General features: G+C 51.2%; 20 protein-coding genes and 3 riboswitches. Of the genes, 12 read left to right on the top strand and 8 right to left on the bottom strand.

All coding sequences use genetic code 11. From position 1 onward, the window contains the following. The first annotated feature begins 33 nt into the window (after positions 1-33). The 8 genes from J2T58_RS03060 to J2T58_RS03025 all read left to right on the top strand — a co-directional run bounded on the left by J2T58_RS03060 (position 34) and on the right by J2T58_RS03025 (position 6,754). Entirely contained in the window at positions 34-519 is a 486-nt protein-coding gene (locus tag J2T58_RS03060; RefSeq protein WP_253487335.1) for a ferritin, read from the top strand. Between the two features lie 33 nt (positions 520-552). Then, entirely contained in the window at positions 553-2,988 is a 2,436-nt protein-coding gene (locus tag J2T58_RS03055) for a heavy metal translocating P-type ATPase (RefSeq protein WP_253487334.1), read from the top strand. A gap of 198 nt (positions 2,989-3,186) precedes the next feature. Then, positions 3,187-3,666 (top strand): hypothetical protein, encoded by a 480-nt coding sequence (locus J2T58_RS03050; RefSeq protein ID WP_253487333.1) that lies wholly within the window; start codon positions 3,187-3,189, stop codon positions 3,664-3,666. A 24-nt stretch (positions 3,667-3,690) separates the two neighbouring features. Next, positions 3,691-3,751: riboswitch (Fluoride riboswitch) on the top strand. A gap of 16 nt (positions 3,752-3,767) precedes the next feature. After that, positions 3,768-4,637: a prenyltransferase/squalene oxidase repeat-containing protein gene (locus tag J2T58_RS03045; RefSeq protein WP_253487331.1), complete on the top strand. Its 870-nt coding sequence runs from the start codon at positions 3,768-3,770 to the stop codon at positions 4,635-4,637. A gap of 407 nt (positions 4,638-5,044) precedes the next feature. Next, positions 5,045-5,707, top strand: a complete 663-nt coding sequence (locus tag J2T58_RS03040) for a hypothetical protein (protein ID WP_253487330.1) — start codon at positions 5,045-5,047, stop codon at positions 5,705-5,707. Then, entirely contained in the window at positions 5,697-6,062 is a 366-nt protein-coding gene (locus J2T58_RS03035) for a CrcB family protein (RefSeq protein WP_253487329.1), read from the top strand. Before J2T58_RS03040 ends, J2T58_RS03035 begins: the two co-directional genes overlap by 11 nt. 1 nt (position 6,063) lies before the next feature. Then, a complete protein-coding gene (locus J2T58_RS03030; RefSeq protein WP_253487328.1) occupies positions 6,064-6,414 on the top strand; it encodes a fluoride efflux transporter FluC in 351 nt (116 codons plus the stop codon). 16 nt (positions 6,415-6,430) lie between these two features. Continuing rightward, complete coding sequence (locus tag J2T58_RS03025; RefSeq protein WP_253487327.1) at positions 6,431-6,754, top strand: DUF190 domain-containing protein; 324 nt, start codon at positions 6,431-6,433, stop codon at positions 6,752-6,754. Between the two features lie 40 nt (positions 6,755-6,794). On the opposite strand, the gene J2T58_RS03020 is transcribed toward J2T58_RS03025, so the two are convergent. Genes J2T58_RS03020 through J2T58_RS11285 form a run of 4 tightly spaced genes read right to left on the bottom strand, consistent with a single transcriptional unit; the run spans position 6,795 to position 9,872 of the window. Continuing rightward, positions 6,795-7,289: a hypothetical protein gene (locus J2T58_RS03020; RefSeq protein WP_253487326.1), complete on the bottom strand. Its 495-nt coding sequence runs from the start codon at positions 7,287-7,289 to the stop codon at positions 6,795-6,797. Continuing rightward, entirely contained in the window at positions 7,286-8,518 is a 1,233-nt protein-coding gene (gene eno / locus J2T58_RS03015; RefSeq protein ID WP_253487324.1) for a phosphopyruvate hydratase, read from the bottom strand. The genes J2T58_RS03020 and eno overlap by 4 nt, the downstream gene beginning before the upstream one ends. Beyond that, positions 8,430-9,560 carry an RNA-guided endonuclease InsQ/TnpB family protein gene (locus J2T58_RS03010; RefSeq protein ID WP_253487323.1) on the bottom strand — a complete coding sequence of 377 codons (1,131 nt, stop codon included), beginning with the start codon at positions 9,558-9,560 and terminating at the stop codon, positions 8,430-8,432. Before J2T58_RS03010 ends, eno begins: the two co-directional genes overlap by 89 nt. 48 nt (positions 9,561-9,608) lie before the next feature. Further along, positions 9,609-9,872, bottom strand: coding sequence for a hypothetical protein (locus J2T58_RS11285; protein ID WP_436262628.1), 264 nt, complete (start codon positions 9,870-9,872; stop codon positions 9,609-9,611). Between the two features lie 44 nt (positions 9,873-9,916). Beyond that, a riboswitch (Fluoride riboswitch) is annotated at positions 9,917-9,977 on the bottom strand. Positions 9,978-10,067: 90 nt separating this feature from the next. Beyond that, a riboswitch (Fluoride riboswitch) is annotated at positions 10,068-10,129 on the top strand. Positions 10,130-10,196: 67 nt separating this feature from the next. Between J2T58_RS11285 and J2T58_RS03000 the strand changes: the two genes are divergently transcribed. Next, complete coding sequence (locus J2T58_RS03000) at positions 10,197-11,966, top strand: dynamin family protein (RefSeq protein ID WP_253487322.1); 1,770 nt, start codon at positions 10,197-10,199, stop codon at positions 11,964-11,966. Positions 11,967-12,018: 52 nt separating this feature from the next. On the opposite strand, the gene proS is transcribed toward J2T58_RS03000, so the two are convergent. Genes proS through J2T58_RS02985 form a run of 3 tightly spaced genes read right to left on the bottom strand, consistent with a single transcriptional unit; the run spans position 12,019 to position 14,864 of the window. Further along, positions 12,019-13,446, bottom strand: coding sequence for a proline--tRNA ligase (gene proS, locus J2T58_RS02995; RefSeq protein ID WP_253487321.1), 1,428 nt, complete (start codon positions 13,444-13,446; stop codon positions 12,019-12,021). 10 nt (positions 13,447-13,456) lie between these two features. Further along, positions 13,457-14,023 carry a stage II sporulation protein M gene (locus tag J2T58_RS02990; protein ID WP_253487320.1) on the bottom strand — a complete coding sequence of 189 codons (567 nt, stop codon included), beginning with the start codon at positions 14,021-14,023 and terminating at the stop codon, positions 13,457-13,459. Beyond that, a complete protein-coding gene (locus J2T58_RS02985; RefSeq protein ID WP_253487319.1) occupies positions 14,016-14,864 on the bottom strand; it encodes a DUF63 family protein in 849 nt (282 codons plus the stop codon). The genes J2T58_RS02990 and J2T58_RS02985 overlap by 8 nt, the downstream gene beginning before the upstream one ends. A 12-nt stretch (positions 14,865-14,876) precedes the next feature. Between J2T58_RS02985 and J2T58_RS02980 the strand changes: the two genes are divergently transcribed. Continuing rightward, the gene (locus J2T58_RS02980; protein WP_253487318.1) at positions 14,877-15,956 is read left to right on the top strand and encodes an NAD(P)-dependent glycerol-1-phosphate dehydrogenase; all 1,080 of its coding nucleotides are present in this window, start codon (positions 14,877-14,879) and stop codon (positions 15,954-15,956) included. A 5-nt stretch (positions 15,957-15,961) separates the two neighbouring features. Then, a complete protein-coding gene (locus J2T58_RS02975; RefSeq protein WP_253487578.1) occupies positions 15,962-16,411 on the top strand; it encodes a UPF0179 family protein in 450 nt (149 codons plus the stop codon). 8 nt (positions 16,412-16,419) lie between these two features. On the opposite strand, the gene J2T58_RS02970 is transcribed toward J2T58_RS02975, so the two are convergent. Further along, positions 16,420-17,301 (bottom strand): ADP-ribosylglycohydrolase family protein, encoded by an 882-nt coding sequence (locus tag J2T58_RS02970; RefSeq protein WP_253487315.1) that lies wholly within the window; start codon positions 17,299-17,301, stop codon positions 16,420-16,422. A gap of 25 nt (positions 17,302-17,326) precedes the next feature. On the opposite strand from J2T58_RS02970, the gene J2T58_RS02965 reads away from it, so the two are divergent. Next, the gene (locus tag J2T58_RS02965) at positions 17,327-17,617 is read left to right on the top strand and encodes a UPF0058 family protein (RefSeq protein ID WP_436262630.1); all 291 of its coding nucleotides are present in this window, start codon (positions 17,327-17,329) and stop codon (positions 17,615-17,617) included. The last annotated feature ends 2 nt before the right edge of the window (positions 17,618-17,619 follow it).

Here is a 17,619-nt window from a genome sequence, read left to right as displayed (position 1 = left end):
GAGCGGCATAGACAGAATACAAGAGTGATAGTTATGATCGGACAGAAGATGGAAGAATTGATCAACAACCAGATTAATGCGGAGTTGTACTCGTCATACCTGTACCTCTCCATGTCAGCCTGGTGCTCACAGGAGACCTGGAATGGCTTTGCCCACTGGATGAGAATTCAGGCACAGGAAGAGCTCTCCCATGCAATGAAGCTCTACGATTACCTGGTGGAACGCGGCGGCACGGTCCGGCTGGCAGCTATTGAGAAGCCGAAGGATGCATGGGCAAGCCCGCTTGCGCTCTTCAAAGAGGTGTATGAACATGAACAGAAGGTCACCGGGATGATCAATGCGATGATGGCCGAGGCAATCAAACAGAAGGATTATGCAGCGGAGGTCATGCTTCACTGGTTCGTCTCCGAGCAGGTTGAGGAAGAGGCAAATGCTTCGGAACTTGTCGCCAAGCTTGAGAAGATCGGCGACTCCACCGGTGGTCTCTTCCAGCTTGATCACCATCTCGGGAAGCGCTGATACAGATATCTTTTCTTTTTTGCAGGAGTCGGAATGACCGATCAGAACAGAAAGGCAGTTGATATTGGAATTGTCGGGATGCATTGCGCAAGCTGTGCTCTCGCGGTGGAGAAGGCCGTATCAGAGATCGAGGGCGTCGATTCCGTCACCGTGAATCTCGCCACCGAAAAGGTACGGGTTGTACTGGGTGGAGAGACCATTCCCTTACCGGAGATAGAAGAAGCGATCAAAAAAGCCGGCTTCACCCCTGCAGCTCAGACGATCACCATTCGTATTGGCGGGATGACCTGTGCGATGTGTGCGGCGGGGGTTGAGAAGATCCTCTCCTCACTCCCCGGTGTCGTTTCAGCATCTGTTAATCTCGGAACCGAACAGGCGACCATCAGCTATCATCCTGGCATTATATCGGTTGATCAGCTGAAGAAAGCGATCACCTCTGCCGGGTATACCGCCCATAGCACTGGTGATGAAGGAGCAGAGGAGGAGCAGGCAGCACAGGAGAAGGATCTCCGAGAGAAACTCACCCGTTCGATCATCGGGTTTGCCGTCTCTGCCGTTCTGATACTTGTGATGTATCTCCACCCCCCGCTCCCCCTCCCGATGCCGTACTTCTTCTTCCTGGTTTCGACCCCATTCTTCCTCTACCTTGCCTATCCCATCTTCCGGTCAGCAGTACGTTCCCTCTCCAATGGCATCCTTGATATGGATGTTATGTATGCGATGGGTATCGGAACCGCTTATGGATCCAGTGTCCTATCGACCTTTAATATCTTCCTTACAGGTGAATTCAACTTCTATGAGACGGCTGTCATGCTTGCTGCCTTTCTTACCCTCGGCAGGTACCTTGAGGCACGTGCCAAAGGCAGGACAGGCGAAGCCATCCGGTCCCTCATCTCGCTCCAGCCCAAGAGAGCGACCCTGCTTCGGAATGGTACAGAGATACAGGTCCCAGCAGATGAGATCCAGGCCGGAGATCAGATCCTCGTCCGAACCGGGGAAGCTGTCGCCGTTGATGGCATTGTAATAAAGGGTGAAGGGTCAGTTGATGAATCTCTTGTGACGGGTGAGTCGGTCCCGGTGATGAAGGTGGATGGATCCGAGGTTATTGGGGGAACGATCCTCACCAGCGGAACCCTCACCGTCACGGCAACACGGATCGGCAGGGATACCGTTCTTGCACAGATCATCCGGATGGTTGAGGAGGCGCAGGGAACAAAACCCCCTGTTCAGCGGATTGCGGATTCCGTTGTCTCAATCTTCATACCTTTTGTCCTTTTGATCGCCACCGTCTCGTTTTTTCTCTGGTACGTTATCCTCGGTGAAACACTCCTCTTTGCAACGACGGCACTCATCTCCGTCCTTGTCGTCGCCTGTCCATGTGCGCTCGGGCTTGCGACCCCGACGGCGATCACCGTCGGTCTCGGCAGGGGTGCCGAACTTGGTATTCTCATCCGCAGCGGCGAGACACTGGAACGGTCCGGTGCGATCACCACTGTTGCTGTTGATAAGACCGGCACCCTGACGATGGGCCGCCCTGTCGTTACTGATGTCGTTCCTTCCGGGAGATCCGAAGACGACCTCCTCTATCTTGCCGGGTCTGTGGAGAAACTCTCCCTTCATCCTCTGGCAACGGCGATAGCAGAGAAGGCCGGGAGAGCCGGAATTGCTGCCGGAGATGTGACCGGATTTGAGACGATAGGGGGCCAGGGAGTTCTGGGAGTGATAGATGGCCAGTCCGTCATGATTGGTACCCGTGCCTTCCTGGAAAGCCGCTCGGTCTCTATTCCAAAGAAGGCTCTCGGTTCGATGGTTCGACTGGAAAATGAAGGCAAAACCGTTCCGCTCGTTGCTGTGGATGGGCGGTATGCCGGTCTCTTTGCCATCACCGATCCCCTCAAACCAACCTCAGCAACTGCTGTGAAAGCTTTCACGGAAATGGGGCTCGCCGTGGTGATGATCACAGGTGATAATGAGCGAACTGCCCGTGTCATTGGTGAGAAGGTTGGTATTTCGAAGATATTATCCGGTGTTCTCCCTGACAGAAAGGCTCTGGAGGTGCAGAGAATTCAGGAGCAGGGGGGTGTTGTCGCCTTCATCGGTGATGGGATCAACGATGCTCCGGCGCTTGCACAGGCCGATGTCGGCATTGCCATATCAGGTGGAACCGATGTAGCGGTTGAGACCGGTGGGATCGTTCTGATGCATGATGATCTCATTGATGCGGCGGCCGCGATCCAGCTCTCACAAAAGGTGATGGGGAGGATCAGGGGCAATCTCTTCTGGGCTTTTATTTATAACATTCTTCTCATCCCGATTGCAGCCGGGCTCCTTACCCCGTTCTTTGGGGTTACTTTCCGGCCTGAGTATGCCGGTCTTGCCATGGCGCTCTCCTCTGTCACCATCGTCTCTCTCTCCCTTCTCCTGAAGGGATATACTCCACCAGCAAAGAAGCTTGAGGTGGTAAATTGATTATATATTCGTAAAAATTTAAAATATCCATTTTTTGAAATGAAAGTCCTATTTTGCATAGAGAAATATATTTATATGATCTAATAACAAAGATCTATCACTGAACGGAACCCCCTGTCTACCGGGGGCGTGTGGTACCGGCGATACCGGCCCAGATGAGCATGCTGAATAGGAATGGTTGAGTCCGGAGAGAAAGGTATGGGATATCGTACACACGCACGCCACACCACATGCCCTGGGTGTCGTGAAGAAGTTTATATTGAAGAGCTCGTCGGCGGTGACTGCCCCCTCTGTGGTTCATCAGTCGGTGATGTTGATGCCTCAGAGGAAGAGATCCAGTTTGATGACAGCATCGAGCGGTCAGAATTATCATGGCTTGTGCTGCAGTATTTCCTCTTTAGAAAATTCCAGGAGTATGGAGCGCATCCGCTTCAGGTATACAGACTCCTTTCCAGGATCGATGAGGAGGGCGAATGCCCGGCCGTCCCCGGTGAGAACACCCGGTTTGCGCTTGATGCGGATCTCTCGAGGATGGAGAGGATACTTCCGAAACGGTGCTCCACATGCAGACGGGTCATATTCTTCGGTGGTGCCAAGAAGATCATCGGTGATCTTGTGCATGGTGATATGACGATCAGGTTTTTATGCTCAGATTGTGTCTGTACACAAGACAAGTGATACACTCTCTGAATCTCCAATAGTATTTCCAATGGCGATGAAGTCCGCCAAAACTGCCTCGTCGGCTGATGACTTCTACCAGATAATGGTAGATGATGCCGATGATACATCCTTTTCAGTTCACTATCCGGTATATTCGGGAAAGACGGTGTCAGGATGGCGGATATTGTTTTTACCGCCTGAATGAACCAAATGCCTCCGATACATACTATGCTCTTGCATCGCTTCAGATGCTCGATTCGATCCCTGAAGACGATGAAGATACTCTCTCATTTCTTCATACATTTCAGAGAGAGGATGGCAGTTTCTCAAATGTGTATGTCGGATATGCGGTGATCAGAAGCCTGATTCTTCTCGGCGACAAGCCATCCAGGGACCCATCAGACTGGATCCTCTCTTCGCTCCTCCCGCCGTCTGATCGAACCCGGCCGATAGAATCGTCTTCTGGCTTATGGCAGTTGTATCTTCTGACCAGTCTCTGCCGGTGCCTGAGCATCACCCTTCCCGAAAAGAGATGCGAAACAATCGGTACTGCAGTTCGTAATCAGAGAAATAATGAGGGGGGGTTTGGCTCTCAATCTCCAACCATGGCAGAAACCTCTCATGCTCTCTCAATACTTCATAATCTTGGGTACCCTGTTGCAGTACCTGGGTCTGAGCTATTCATTCAGCGTTGTGAGGACCTGGAATATGGTTTTCTTCCCATGCCCGGCGTACGCCCCTCGTATCTTGAGGATGTTCATGCCGGCCTTCTTGCATCCTCAATCCTCGGATACCGTTCCTCTTTCCTTCGCCACTGTGAATCATTCATTCGGAGATGCTACCATGCAAACGGTGGATATGTACGATCGATTTTTGGAGGTTCGACGACGCTGGAAAATACGTATTACGCGCTGGATGCATTGCGGATGATCAGGATTAGCCGAAATGATAATGCCGAAGGGAGATCTGATCTCCTGGCAGTTGCCTGAGGGTGGTCTCCGGAGATGAGCATAACGTATTTCTGTCCCTTTTGCTGGGCTGAAGGATCAACTGATCTCCAGGTCTGCCCTGTATGCGGAAAAGGCCTTGATTCCTGGAGACAAACTCCATATGAGGAACGTCTCCTTCATTCCCTGAACCATCCGATCCCGGCACAACGAATGATTGCGATACAGATACTCGGGCAACTGAGGTTTGAACCTGCACTACCGGTATTTGCACATCTTGTCACTACCGAAACGGATGTGTATCTTCTGCGGGAGATCGTTTTTTCCCTCTCATTACTCTGCACTGATGAAAGCCGCCGCTTACTGGAAAGGCTGAATCACCACCCGTCTGTGGTAGTGCGAAAGGCCTGCCGGACCGTCTCTGACACGGGTAAGGAGGAACTCCTTCCTTGAAATCACCGGTCAAGGCTCCGCTGATGCGGATTCTGCTTGATGGCAAATCCCACCGTGAGATCGATCTCGCAACCGGTGTCGGGTTTACCAGGGTAGCGACGATCAGGAAATGGATAGATTCGTTTGAACGGGCCGGATTTATCGTAAGAAAGAAAGAGAAGGGAGGGACGGGACATTGTTGCCAGTTGAACCGGAATCGCGAAGCACTGCTGAAGGTCTATCACTATCCGGAATTTCATGATCTACGCCCGGAGATTCGAAGAGTACCGTGGTTCTGCGAGATTTTTACCGGACCATTCAAAACCCTGCACGGCGATCTGCCGGAGCTTATTGATGAGATGGTCAGAGCTTCGCATACGTTCTTTGACACGTTATGTCATTTTGAATCTCCTGATGAAATACGAAAGATATATCGCCAGACGATCCTCGTAAATCAGCTTTCCGGCCTCTCCGAGCCTGAATTTGATGAGAAATGCATCTATTACCAGATTTTCCTTCATGGTGTAATACGGGACATCAGGTACGGCGGTCTTGGTGAGGGGTTTGCAGACGTAATCGGCAAAGCGAGAGCTTCTCTATCACATGAGGCAGCGAAACTCCGGGAATCTAATACGAATTATCCGGAAATTCTGACAGGAGAAACACAGAATGAAGAGTAATTATGTTCTCTACCTCCTCATCGCACTGGGGGGCTTCATCGGGGCGGCTCTCCATAAATGTGTTGAACAGTTGATTCCATCACTCCCTGGAACCCTTTTTGCGAACGTTGTCGGCTGTGTCTTTATCGGTATTTTTATGTACGAATCAATTTACATCGGGGCATTCAGCCGTGAGGCGCGTCTCTTCTTTGGAGTTGGTATGACCGGGTCGTTCACTTCATTTTCGACGCTCGCTGTGGAGACTTTTCTTGCGACTCCGCATATTGCAGTTATGAATATTATTACGAACCTCCTCATGGGGCTTTCCGGGATCTATATCGGCAGGTACCTGATAACCTACAAACGAGGGATTTGAGATGGAATCCATACTTCTTTTTGGTATCGGAGGGGCTGTCGGATCGGTATTCAGGTACGAAATCTCAAAGCTTCAGCCGCTTGGGGGTATTCCGACCGGAACGCTGCTCGTTAATGTAATTGGCAGCTTCCTCCTATCCGTTATCGTCTTCTCGGTTATGTTTGAAGATTCGATTCGCCTCATAGCAACCGGATCTCTTGGGGGATTGACAACCTTCTCAACATTCAGCTTTGAGACGTTCAGGATGCTGGAAAACCATGATTATAACACAATGGGGGTAAATATCCTGTTAAATTGTGCAGGAAGTATTCTTGGAGTGGGCCTTGGATATCTGCTGATACTATGCTGCTAAGAATGGAGAAATGAGTATGTTGGACGATGGATTGTTACTTCGCATTTATATTGCTGAATCGGCGAAAATTAATGGTAAAACAGGGTATAAGGTTCTTGTTGAGTATTTCAAAGAGAAAGGCTTTCCAGGATGCACCGTCTTCCGGGGTATGATCGGCTTTGGTCATGAGAAGAAACTCAGGACAGTGGATGTTTTTAACCTTTCACTGGACCTTCCGGTTGTCATCGATCTGGTAGACACAAGCGAGAGGATTATGGCTGTTGTACCTGAGGTGGAGGAGATGGTGGAGCACGGGCTGGTAATTATCCAGCAGGTACAGATGATCAGGAAAAGGCCATAACAGAGCGTTTCCCCCCTAAACGTTCTTATCTGCTCCGGACCTATGCCGTATCCTGTTCTTCGAGGGTGGTATCCGGATCTTCCTCGCTCTCCGTCTCAAGGTACTGCATGAGGTGGATGACGGGATCCTGGAGCTCTCCAGCGATCCGGTTGAGTTTTGCAGCGAGGGTTTCTGCAACGTCACCAAACCCTTCTGTGTACTTTGGCCTGAGCTCCTCTGCTGCGCAATCGATGGAACAGAGTCTGCTCTGAATCGCTCGCTTCATGGGAATCGCTGATGAGTCTCCTGAGATCCCCTCTTCGTCAAGTATCGTGATGAGCCGTGACCGGATGAGGGAACAATACTCTCTGACTGCCCTTTTCTGATATGCTGTTAGATCCGTACAATACCTCGGGAAGAGAGTATCTGCCCCTGAACCGTCCAATATCTCTTCTATTTCTGCGATCTTTCTATCGATATGGCGGCAGGTAGTACGAAGGTGACGTTCCTGGTGTTCATTCATCCTGCCATCGTTTGTACTGGTCAGGGAAATCACCGTATGAATGCCTTTCTTCCTGCGTACATTGCTTTACTCCCTAATTCTTCCTCAATCCTCAGGAGCTGATTGTACTTCTCAACACGTTCGCCCCGGCAGGGTGCACCGGTCTTGAGTTTTCCTGCGGATGTGGCGATGGAAAAATCTGCAATGAAGGAATCGGACGTCTCTCCACTCCTATGGGATATATTGATACCCCAGCCAGCATCCCGTGCAGATCTGATTGTGCTGAGTGTTTCGGTAACGGTTCCAATCTGATTAAGCTTTATCAGCACGGAATTTGCTGCCCCTGTCTCAATTCCTCTCTGTACAAGCGGCCTGGATGTGACGAAGATATCATCTCCAATAATCTCGATATCCTCTCCAAGCTCATTTGTCAGTTTTACCCACCCTTTCCAGTCATCTTCGGCAAGGCCATCCTCGATTGAGATGATGGGGTATGATTCAACAAGTGATCGGTAATATGCAATCATTTCGTTGCTATCCAGTCTCCTCCCCTCACGCTTCAGTTCATATTTCGAATCAGAAAAGAAGCCGCTTGATGCAGGATCGAGTGATATGCCAATCTCTCTGCCCGGTGTATATCCCGCCTCCTCAATTGATTCGGTGATGAGCTCAAGCGGCTCTTCATTGGATGCCACCTTCGGGGCAAAGCCACCCTCATCCCCTACAGCAGTCGGGTACTCTTTCTTCTTCAGGAGGATCTGTAATGTATGATAGGTTTCAGCCCCCCATTGAAGTGCTGTGCGAAAATCCGGGGCACCGAAGGGGACAATCATATATTCCTGAAAATCCGCTCCCTGCCATTGCGCGTGCACTCCTCCGTTGAGAACATTCATCATCGGGACCGGCATCAGATATCCTGCATCTATCTTCAGATACTCATACAGCGGGATTCCCTGTGATAGCGCAACGGCGCGGGCTGTTGCCATTGATACTCCGAGAATCGCATTTGCACCAATCCTGCTCTTATTCGGGGTGCCATCACAATCAATCATGGTCAGATCAATGGCCCTTTGATCTCCTGCATCCATTCCGATCAGGGATGGAGCGAGAGTTCGATTCACGTGATCCACGGCAGTAAGAACGCCCATTCCCATGAACCGCTCATGATTATTGTCACGAAGTTCAGTCGCCTCGTCAACTACCCACGACTGAAGTCGTGGGCTTGCCCTTCCATCTTCCTGACCGTTTAGGTTCAGGACGGAGTGCGATAGGCTGGTTGACATCAGCCCTTGATGCAATGTTTTTTGCGGCATTGATATCCGCATTATCCGTATATCCACATTTGATACAGAAGAAGTCAGACTGGGTTTTCCGGTTTTCCCTGCTCGTATATCCACAATGAGAACATTGTTGGGATGTATATTGGGGATCAACGAGGTAGACCGGGATACCAGCCATATGTGCTTTATATCGGATGTACATTGCTATCTCATAAAACGCCCATTTACCGATTGCCGCTGCTAACGCCTTATAACCGGGTGTCCGATCACGGATACCTGTCAGATCTTCCAACGCGATACCGGATTGTGTGCCTTTGGCTTCAGCGACGATCTGTTTGCTGATACAGTGGTTTGTATCATTCTTGAATCGGCGTTCTTTTCCACTGAGTTTTTTGAGATGTTTTTTTGCGTCCCATGTACCAACGGATTGAAGATCCGCTTTAATACGGGTGTATCTCTTTCTGGATTCAGTACATTTCTGCCCGGAGAAGGTTTCACCTGTCGATGTTGTTGCGATATTGGCGATACCGAGATCGACTCCGATGATCTCCTCAGGTTCAATCTGTGGTTCTTCAGGTACGTCTACCACGATCAGGAGATAGAACTGGTTCTTGACGAGGACGAGATCAGCCTGACCCTTTACCCGTTTGAGATCGAGAGGCTGGTATCTGCCATATGACATCGATACCATCTCTCTTCCGTCAAGTGTCAGGATAGAACAGGTATCAGGAGTCTTTATCGCCAGGATACGTTGATCATAGATGATTGCTCCATGAGGCCTGAACTCATGGTAACCGGATCGATCCGCAAGATAACTTTCGGATACTTTGCCAATCGCACGAATTACCATTTGAGATGACAGGGAGAATGTACCGCGAATGTCATAGTACAGGTTCTTTTGAAGGTCGACTTTGTTAAAAACCTTGTTTCTCCAGGCGAATTCTGAAATATAGTTGCATGCTTCGTTGAAACGCTCCATTGTACGGAGCAGTTTCTGGTGCTGATCCTCGGTTGGATGGAGTTTCACCTTCACTGTTAGAAGCATTATATATACATATCTCAAAAGTATATTTAAACATACCTATGTCGGCATTCATCCCACGACTGAAGTCGTGGGCTTCCTGCCTGTTAGATCGTGAACTCCCGTTGATGCACCGGAAGGAACAGCTGCCCGTGCCATTGTACCATCATTGAGAACAATATCCACTTCGACTGTTGGGTTTCCCCGCGAATCAAGTATTTCACGCCCATGAATCGTTGCTATTGCTGTCTTCATCATCTCGTACGTCACCTGCTCATCTCTTTGTGGTCTTTCTGATGAACTGCAGACTGATCCGGCATCATGAGTCGCATTCATTGACAGGTCCTGATTTGCCAGGGAAAGGAACCAGCCGGTTCATCGGTAAAACAGAAGTCATCAGCCCGCTGGGCGGTTATGGCGGACCTCATCGCCATTGACTGTTAAAGATGATGAGTAATCCGGCAAATAGTTTTCTTTTTCAGATATAATCGCCGGATAAACAAAGGATTAACTATCTTTGTCGGCATATAATCTTTATCTGGTGATGGAGTTCACCGTTAACCGCATTTTGTGCTGATAACTCCTGCTCATCCGAATGCCAATGGTACGTCAACAGAAGAGGTATCGGCTATTCGCATGAAAACCGGAGGAAATACGGCAATGGATGATACACGGCTATCAATTCCTGAAAATCTTGAGAAAGTACTTTCTGATCAACAACGTCGTCTGGAGGAGAATGGCTCGTGGGGCCAGCATTATGCAGAGCGGCTGCGTCACCTTGAGGAGCGCCTTCTGGAGGGCAGATTCCATCTCGCGGTTCTTGGCCAGGTCAAGCGTGGCAAGAGCACACTGTTGAATGCGCTGATCGGAGAGGATGTACTCCCAAGCTCAGTGATCCCGCTCACCGCTCTTCCGACATTTATCCGGTATGGCGATCAGCAGACACTGAGGGTTCGTTATATTGATACCAGGCCTGACATTGTACTGAATGGTGACTCATCCCTCTGGCTGAACAATCAGTTGATGCAGTATATCAGTGAGGATGAAAATCCAAAGAATTGTAAAGGGATTCGCGAGGTTGAGATCGATCATCCCGGAGAGCTGCTCCGTGATGTGGTCCTGATTGACACCCCCGGCATCGGTTCGATATACAGGCACAATACAGAAGCTACGATGAACTTCCTGCCGCAATGTGATGCATCACTCTTTGTAATCTCCGCAGATCCACCCATCACCGAAGTTGAGGTTGCATTCCTCAGGGAAGTGAAAAACCGCGTCGGGTATCTCTTCTTTGTTCTCAATAAGGTCGATTATCTCAACGATACCGACCGGGTCAGGGCTCTTGACTTTTTTCGCACCATATTAATTCAGGATGCTGGCATTGATCCCGCAACGCCGATTTTTGCCGTTTCTGCACGGCAAGGGCTTGAGGCTCAGTTGTCAGGGGATGCCGCACTCTGGAAGGAGAGCGGGCTTAAAGCGATCTACGACCATATCGTCAACTTTCTCGCTCATGATAAGAATCGTGTCCTGAGAGAAGCAATTGGGATAAAGGCATATGATATCTTCCGGGAGATCCACCTCCAGCTGAGCCTTGAGAGAAAAGCACGAAAACTGCCTCTCAACCAGCTTGAAGAGAGGCTTGCACTCTTTGACCGGAAAATCAGCGAGATCAACTCCCGGAGAATAACAACGAGCGATATTCTGGCTGGCGACCACAAGCGTGTCCGTGAACTGCTTGAGAATCATATCAGGGATCTCTCCGATCCGCTTCGTGACATGCTCACCTCGGTTGCGGAGAATGCCATTCTGAACTCGGAGGATGATCCGGACAATGCAGCTCAGGAGGCTCTTGCAGACGCTATCCCCGGATGGTTTGAGGGTGAACTTGGGAAACTCACCGAGAGGATGGACAGGGAGATCGCCATGCGCCTGAAAGAGCATCAGGTACAGGCGGACCTCCTGATCGAATCCATCCGGAAAGCTGCAGCTGATCTCTTTGATATTCCGTACCATGCCCCGGATGGACAACGGGTATACGAACCGGTACGACGGACCTCCTGGATCGATCGTGCATGGGATCGGACCTTCTCTCCCGTCCCCCCTGGCGTTGTCGGAAAATTGTTACCCGGAGCAGTTCGGAAAAAACGTGCCAGGGATCGTGCACAGCGGCATATCGAATCGTTGCTGGTGCAAAACCTTGAGAATCTCAGATGGGAGACGATACAGAATATTGATTCGGCATTCAGAAAATTCAGCACAGATTTTGAAACGCATCTCTCCCTCACCATCGAGGCAACCCATGGCGCTATCTCGTCAGCATGTACGGAAAGAAAAAAGCATGCAGATACCGTGGCGGTCAGGCTGGGTGAACTGGATGCGGCATTAGAGGGGATCGAGGATACGATCCGCCTTTTTGAAACAACCTGAAAGAATCCGGACTTCGAGTACCGGCATATACAAAAGACAGCTGATAAAAAAATCAGTACGACCGCCCGATGAGGGCTGCCGTTCCCTTCTTTGTACAGACGATACATCCAGAATCTCCAAGCCGTTCATTGTACGGACCACGGAGATCTGATCCAAGGAGTGGCGCATCGGTCTCAGCCTCGATCTGATCCGCACAGGCACGGTCGCCGCACCATGCTGCAACTGCAACCCCTCCCATAACTGCTGATCTGATCTCCTCGATTGAGTGACAGAGTCTGATCTTTGCTTCCCGTGCATCTTCTGCACGTACTCGGATCATCTCCTGAATCTCATCGAGGAGGGGTGCAACTTCTGCGGCTGAACTGATCTGGCGTTTGACCTTGAAGCGGTCGACAGCAACAATCGTACCGGCATCAATGTCACGGGGGCCAAGTTCAAGCCTGAGCGGGACGCCGTGCAGCTCCCAGTGATAGTATTTTGCCCCTGGGCGCATATCACGGGTGTCAAGTTCTGCACGTATTCCCATACTCTTCAGCTCGGTGAGGAGCCCTTCTGCTGCTGCCAGCACTTCGTCTCTCCGCTTCCCGATGATGATCGGGATGATGGCGACCTGGACCGGTGCGACGGAGGGGGGGAGAACAAGCCCGGTGTCATCTCCGTGGACCGAGATGACCGAGGCGATGCACCGCTCGGAGATCCCATAACAGGTCTGGTATGCGAGCTGCTGTTCCCCATTCAGATCCTCATAGGTGATCCCGAATGTCTTTGAGAAGTGTGTCCCGAGATGGTGGGCGGTTCCTATCTGGAGGGTCTTTCCATCCGGCATGATGGTATCAACAGCAATGGTGTAATCGGCACCGGGGAATTTATCCCAGTCGGGCCGCCTCGAGATGAGTACGGGAACGGCAAGACCGGTATAGAACTCTGTATATAACCGGACAGCCTCCTCAACCTGTGCAGCCGCCTCCTCCCAGGTGCAGTGAACGGTATGCGCCTCTTTGAAGGAGGTTATCTCCCTGAGCCTGATGAGTGGGCGTGTATGCTTCGTCTCGTACCTGAAGGTATTAACGATCTGATAGAGCTTCAGGGGGAGATCGGCATGTGAGCGCACCCAGAGGGCATACATCGGATAGATTGATGTCTCACTCGTCGGGCGGAGTGCGAGCTTCACATCAAGTTCGGAGAGTCCGCCCCGGGTCACCCAGTAGACCTCCTCTTCAAATCCTTTGATATGCTCCGCCTCTTTCATAAACTCATGGTCAGGGATGAGGAGAGGGAAGAGGGTCTCCTGATGATCAGTATCCAGGAGTGCCCGTAACCGGTTGTATGTATTCTTCCGGATCGCAAACCCGAACGGGTACCAGACGTACAGCCCCTTCACCGGGTAGCGAACATCCATAATCTCTGCGCGCCTGAGAATTTCGTTATACCATGCACTGAAATCGGCAATTGGTGGGAGTGCGTCGGTCTTCTCTTCCATAATCTGACACCTAAACGACCATAAGTATGATAGCGGGCGTTATAAAAGCCTCCGTAATCGCTGCAATGAGAAGGAGAGGGACGACCACCTTTACAAAGATCGCTGCGTACTTTCCTGCTTCAGAAGCGGCATCCCCCTCTCCCTCCAGCTCTCTCCTCATCTCCCGGGCCAGCATAAAGCCGAGTGCTCCTGAGATGAAGAGTGCCGGAAGTTCGGTGATCCCATGGGGTGCAAGAGCGGCTATGACAAAGGTGATGCCCTGAAGCTTCATTGCTATCTGGGCGACGGCACCGACAAGAACCCCGTTTGCGATCAGCACAAAGGTTGTCAGCAGGCCAAATGTCACCCCCCCAAGGAAGAGGATGATGCAGGCCTGAACATTATTGATAAAAAGATTGAGGGCGAGTGTGGAAGGTGGACTGCCCATCATCTCTTCAATATTGAGAGCTTCATGTGCAAGCTCCATGAAAGCATCTCCGATATCCGGATTCATGTACACAAGGCCCGCACCGGCGGCGACCGATCCTGAAAAGATCAGGACTGCGATGAGCGTACTGATGAAGAGATCCCTAGACATGGATGATCATCCTCATCATACCCCGGATCCCGGGTGCCATTCCGACCACGATCATTGCAAGCAGGAGGAGGTACCAGAGTCCCCCTTCGCCATTCTCCCTCCTGTACATCTCAAGTATGTAAATGCCGGGAATAAGGACGGCGAGCTTCAGTGGGAACATTGCAAAGGCCGTCCCTGCCCAGTCGATGAGTGCCGCGCCGACGACATGCTGTTCAACATACCTGATTGGATGGATATCGATCCCATAACTTGTTGCGCTTGCATCGAGAAGATGGCCGAAGATGAGGAGAATGTAGAGGGGGTTCTGTACATACTCCCATCTGAACACGTACCTGATGGCGGCATATGTCAGGGCTGTACTGGCACCTGCCATCAGAAGGATGATGAGGGCAACAGGAAGGTCAATCTGTGTCTCCACCATCCCCCACCAGAGAAGCATCCCCAGCGTCAGGAATGAGATGAGCACTCCCAGCCATCGATATGCCGTCAGATAGGATGGTACAGCCCCCAGACGTTCGACCCCCTTCGCAATGAAGAGGCAGAAGATGGTGATTCCAAAGATCGCAAAAAATATGAGGGGGGTGACCAGCAGGAAGCGGAGATCACTCTGTATCATCCCGGTATCTTCGATAACCCGGAGGAATCCTCCAAATACGACATATGGTATTGTGGCAAGGATAAAATCTGCATCGATTCTGATCCCTGCCCTCTCCAGCCATCGGTAGACGAGGAAGACTGAGATGATAAGTATCAGTGCATAGGTGAGGGTATCGACCAGGGTATATGCCTCTCCGTAGCGGATGGGATCGATGTAGTATTTGTATATGAAGTCACTAATCATGAAACGATCCTGATGGGTTCAGAATACTTCAAGATACTCAAAAATAAAGTTTTTGATAAGTCCAAATGGATGCAGCTTCCCCGCGATGTCGTCATTGGCCATGATGCCCTTGATCAGATTCCACGGGTACTTGATGATCTCAAAATCGGGAGCAATGTCCTCCTTCTGAGCGGACCGGAGACGATGAAGAAGGTTGGCTCCAGGGTCGCCGGACTCCTTGAGGACTCATTTCAGATTCGGACCGAGACGGCTGATACCATCAGCCCGGCCTCAATTGCTGCAATAGAAGCTGCCGGCGCCGGATCTGATGTCATCATCGCTGTCGGCGGGGGGCGTGTCATTGATACAGCAAAAATAGCCTCCTTCAACCTGGATATTCAGTTCATGAGTGTTCCAACGGCGGCGTCTCACGATGGGATCGCCTCCTCACGCGCCTCGGTATCAACCGATGAGGGAAACTCCTCCCTTGATGCCCATCCTCCTGTAGCCGTCGTTGCCGACACCGGTATTATTGCTGGCGCACCACACCGGCTCCTCGCATCGGGATGTGCGGATATCATCTCAAACTATACCGCAATCCTTGACTGGGAGCTTGCCCATCGCCTCCGGGGGGAGCCGATCTCTGAATATGCTGTTGCACTCTCTCGGATGACTGCTGAGATTCTTGTAAAGGATGCCCATCTTATCCGCCCGCGGAGTGAGGAGAGTGCATGGATCGTTACCAAAGCCCTCGTCTCCTCTGGCGTGGCAATGAGCATCGCCGGGTCCTCACGCCCCGCAAGTGGTGGAGAGCATAAATTCGGCCATGCACTTGAACGGCTGGCTCCCGGAACAATCCTGCATGGAGAGGCCTGCGGGATCGGATCGATCATCTCGATGTACCTTCATGGCGGAGACTGGAAGGGGATACGGGACTCCCTCAGGATGATTGGCGCCCCCGTCACCCCGAAGGAGGCGGGCCTCTCCGATCAGATCGTTGCAGAGGCGCTGGTCAGGGCAAAAGAGATACGTCCTGAACGCTTTACGATATTTGATATGGGTATCACGGAAGCATCAGCGGCGACGCTTGTCCGGATGCTCTATCAGGAGTGAGGAAGATGACAGAGGCGAAGAACCGGGTGACACTCATCGGTATTAAGATGGCCAAACCTGGTGAGGAGTTCATCTATGTCGGATCCGTTCCGGCATGTGAGGGGTGTAAAGTCAGGAAGGCATGCCATAATCTTCTGGAAGGGAGGCGCTACCGGGTTGAAACCGTCAGGCCGACAACCCATACCTGCTCCGTCTTCGAGGATGGTGCACAGGTCGTTGAGGTGATCGAGGCGCCGGTCGTTGCACTCATCGCCGGGGAGATGGCAATAATGAATTCGAGAATTGTCTTTGAGTATCCATGCAACCGCGACGACTGCCGAAGCTATGATCTCTGCCATCCGGAAGGCCTGAATGAAAAAGAGCGTTATATTATTACACAAATCCTTGGTAACGCCCCTGATGAATGTCTCCGGGGAAGGAAGAATATGAAACTCGTTGAACTCCTTCCGTTATAATAGTGTGATTACATCGTTCCTGCACGCCATACCGCATCTTCCAGAGCAAGGATACCGCCTGCTCCCTCGACCTCTGCGATCCAGTGCTCTGGTATCCCTTCGATACCAAGACAGGCACCCCCAAGTGCACCTGCGATTGCGGCGATGGTATCGGTATCCCCGCCATACCCGACCGCACGCCGGATCATCTCCCTGAAGGTCTCCTCCTCCATGAAACAGGTGATCGCGGCATGTGTTGTATCCAGCGCATCAAGCGAAGGGATGACTTCTGCCAGGGAGAGGGCAGCGACCCTTCGTCTGACTTCCCCATTGTCACATGATGCAAGTGCCCGGTAGAATGCGGTCTCTTTTGTTCCTCCCCGGCAGAGGATTGCGATCATCTGGTTGACAAAACCTGAGCAGGCAATGGCCACAGGGTGGGGATGGGTGACCGCTGCAGCCACCCTGCTCACTGCGAGGGCATCATCCGGCCTGTAGAAGATCCCGATTGGCGCACCCCGCATCACTGCGCCGTTGGTTCTCCCTCCCATGGCTCCATCCGGCAGCATTGCAGCCTGCCTCACTGGTACGCCGGATCTGATCTTCTCAAGCACCAGACGGCTCGTCGGACCAAAGTATTCGGGGTGTATTGCATAGATGCCGAGCAGTCTTTTCACAAAGTCGATGGCCTGAAAACCCCGGCAGGTGACCAGGCTCTCTGCAAGCGCGATCATCTGGAGCGTATCATCGGTGTACTCCCCCCGGCGTGTCCGAAAAGGACCTCCTCCCATCATACGCTCGGGAATCAGACTGATATTCTCCATCCCTTCAAAGGGCGCACCAAAGGAGTCGCCAATTGCAAGCCCAATGAGGGATCCGGGTATGCGCGTGAATTGGAATATAAAGATCACCAATAAATTATATCATGATACTCACGTGAGTGTTTACTATACAGGTGATTGGGTGCAGAAAGAAGAATTATTACATCTCCATATGTTGATGGTCACAGTAAAGAAGTATTACGAGACCGTCACCGGCGACGCGATTACGACGAACAAATATGACTCTCTCCTTATCTCTCCCGTTCATATCCATAAAAACAAAAACTCCCATAAAGAAGCCCTTCTCACACTGGCAGAAGAGCTGGTTGAGCGGATCGGGACTAGTCATGGAGTATATTCAGAATACCAGAACAAATCCTCTCCTGTAATTGCAATCAAACCCTGACT

Origin of the sequence: Methanocalculus alkaliphilus (assembly GCF_024170505.1) — an archaeon.
In the GTDB taxonomy this organism is placed as follows: domain Archaea; phylum Halobacteriota; class Methanomicrobia; order Methanomicrobiales; family Methanocorpusculaceae; genus Methanocalculus; species Methanocalculus alkaliphilus.
Note: the sequence above shows the minus strand (reverse complement) of the source record. Positions and strands in the feature narration are given on the sequence as shown.

Coding starts and splice junctions, on each gene's coding strand:
- J2T58_RS03045 (WP_253487331.1), top strand. CDS start 3,768: ATGATACATCCTTTTCAGTTCACTATCCGGTATATTCGGGAAAGACGG.
- J2T58_RS03055 (WP_253487334.1), top strand. CDS start 553: ATGACCGATCAGAACAGAAAGGCAGTTGATATTGGAATTGTCGGGATG.
- J2T58_RS02975 (WP_253487578.1), top strand. CDS start 15,962: ATGACAGAGGCGAAGAACCGGGTGACACTCATCGGTATTAAGATGGCC.
- J2T58_RS03035 (WP_253487329.1), top strand. CDS start 5,697: ATGAAGAGTAATTATGTTCTCTACCTCCTCATCGCACTGGGGGGCTTC.
- J2T58_RS03000 (WP_253487322.1), top strand. CDS start 10,197: ATGGATGATACACGGCTATCAATTCCTGAAAATCTTGAGAAAGTACTT.
- eno (WP_253487324.1), bottom strand. CDS start 8,518: ATGTCAACCAGCCTATCGCACTCCGTCCTGAACCTAAACGGTCAGGAA.
- proS (WP_253487321.1), bottom strand. CDS start 13,446: ATGGAAGAGAAGACCGACGCACTCCCACCAATTGCCGATTTCAGTGCA.
- J2T58_RS02990 (WP_253487320.1), bottom strand. CDS start 14,023: ATGTCTAGGGATCTCTTCATCAGTACGCTCATCGCAGTCCTGATCTTT.
- J2T58_RS03025 (WP_253487327.1), top strand. CDS start 6,431: ATGTTGGACGATGGATTGTTACTTCGCATTTATATTGCTGAATCGGCG.
- J2T58_RS03010 (WP_253487323.1), bottom strand. CDS start 9,560: ATGCTTCTAACAGTGAAGGTGAAACTCCATCCAACCGAGGATCAGCAC.
- J2T58_RS02980 (WP_253487318.1), top strand. CDS start 14,877: ATGGGTTCAGAATACTTCAAGATACTCAAAAATAAAGTTTTTGATAAG.
- J2T58_RS02985 (WP_253487319.1), bottom strand. CDS start 14,864: ATGATTAGTGACTTCATATACAAATACTACATCGATCCCATCCGCTAC.
- J2T58_RS03050 (WP_253487333.1), top strand. CDS start 3,187: ATGGGATATCGTACACACGCACGCCACACCACATGCCCTGGGTGTCGT.
- J2T58_RS11285 (WP_436262628.1), bottom strand. CDS start 9,872: ATGAATGCGACTCATGATGCCGGATCAGTCTGCAGTTCATCAGAAAGA.
- J2T58_RS03060 (WP_253487335.1), top strand. CDS start 34: ATGATCGGACAGAAGATGGAAGAATTGATCAACAACCAGATTAATGCG.
- J2T58_RS03030 (WP_253487328.1), top strand. CDS start 6,064: ATGGAATCCATACTTCTTTTTGGTATCGGAGGGGCTGTCGGATCGGTA.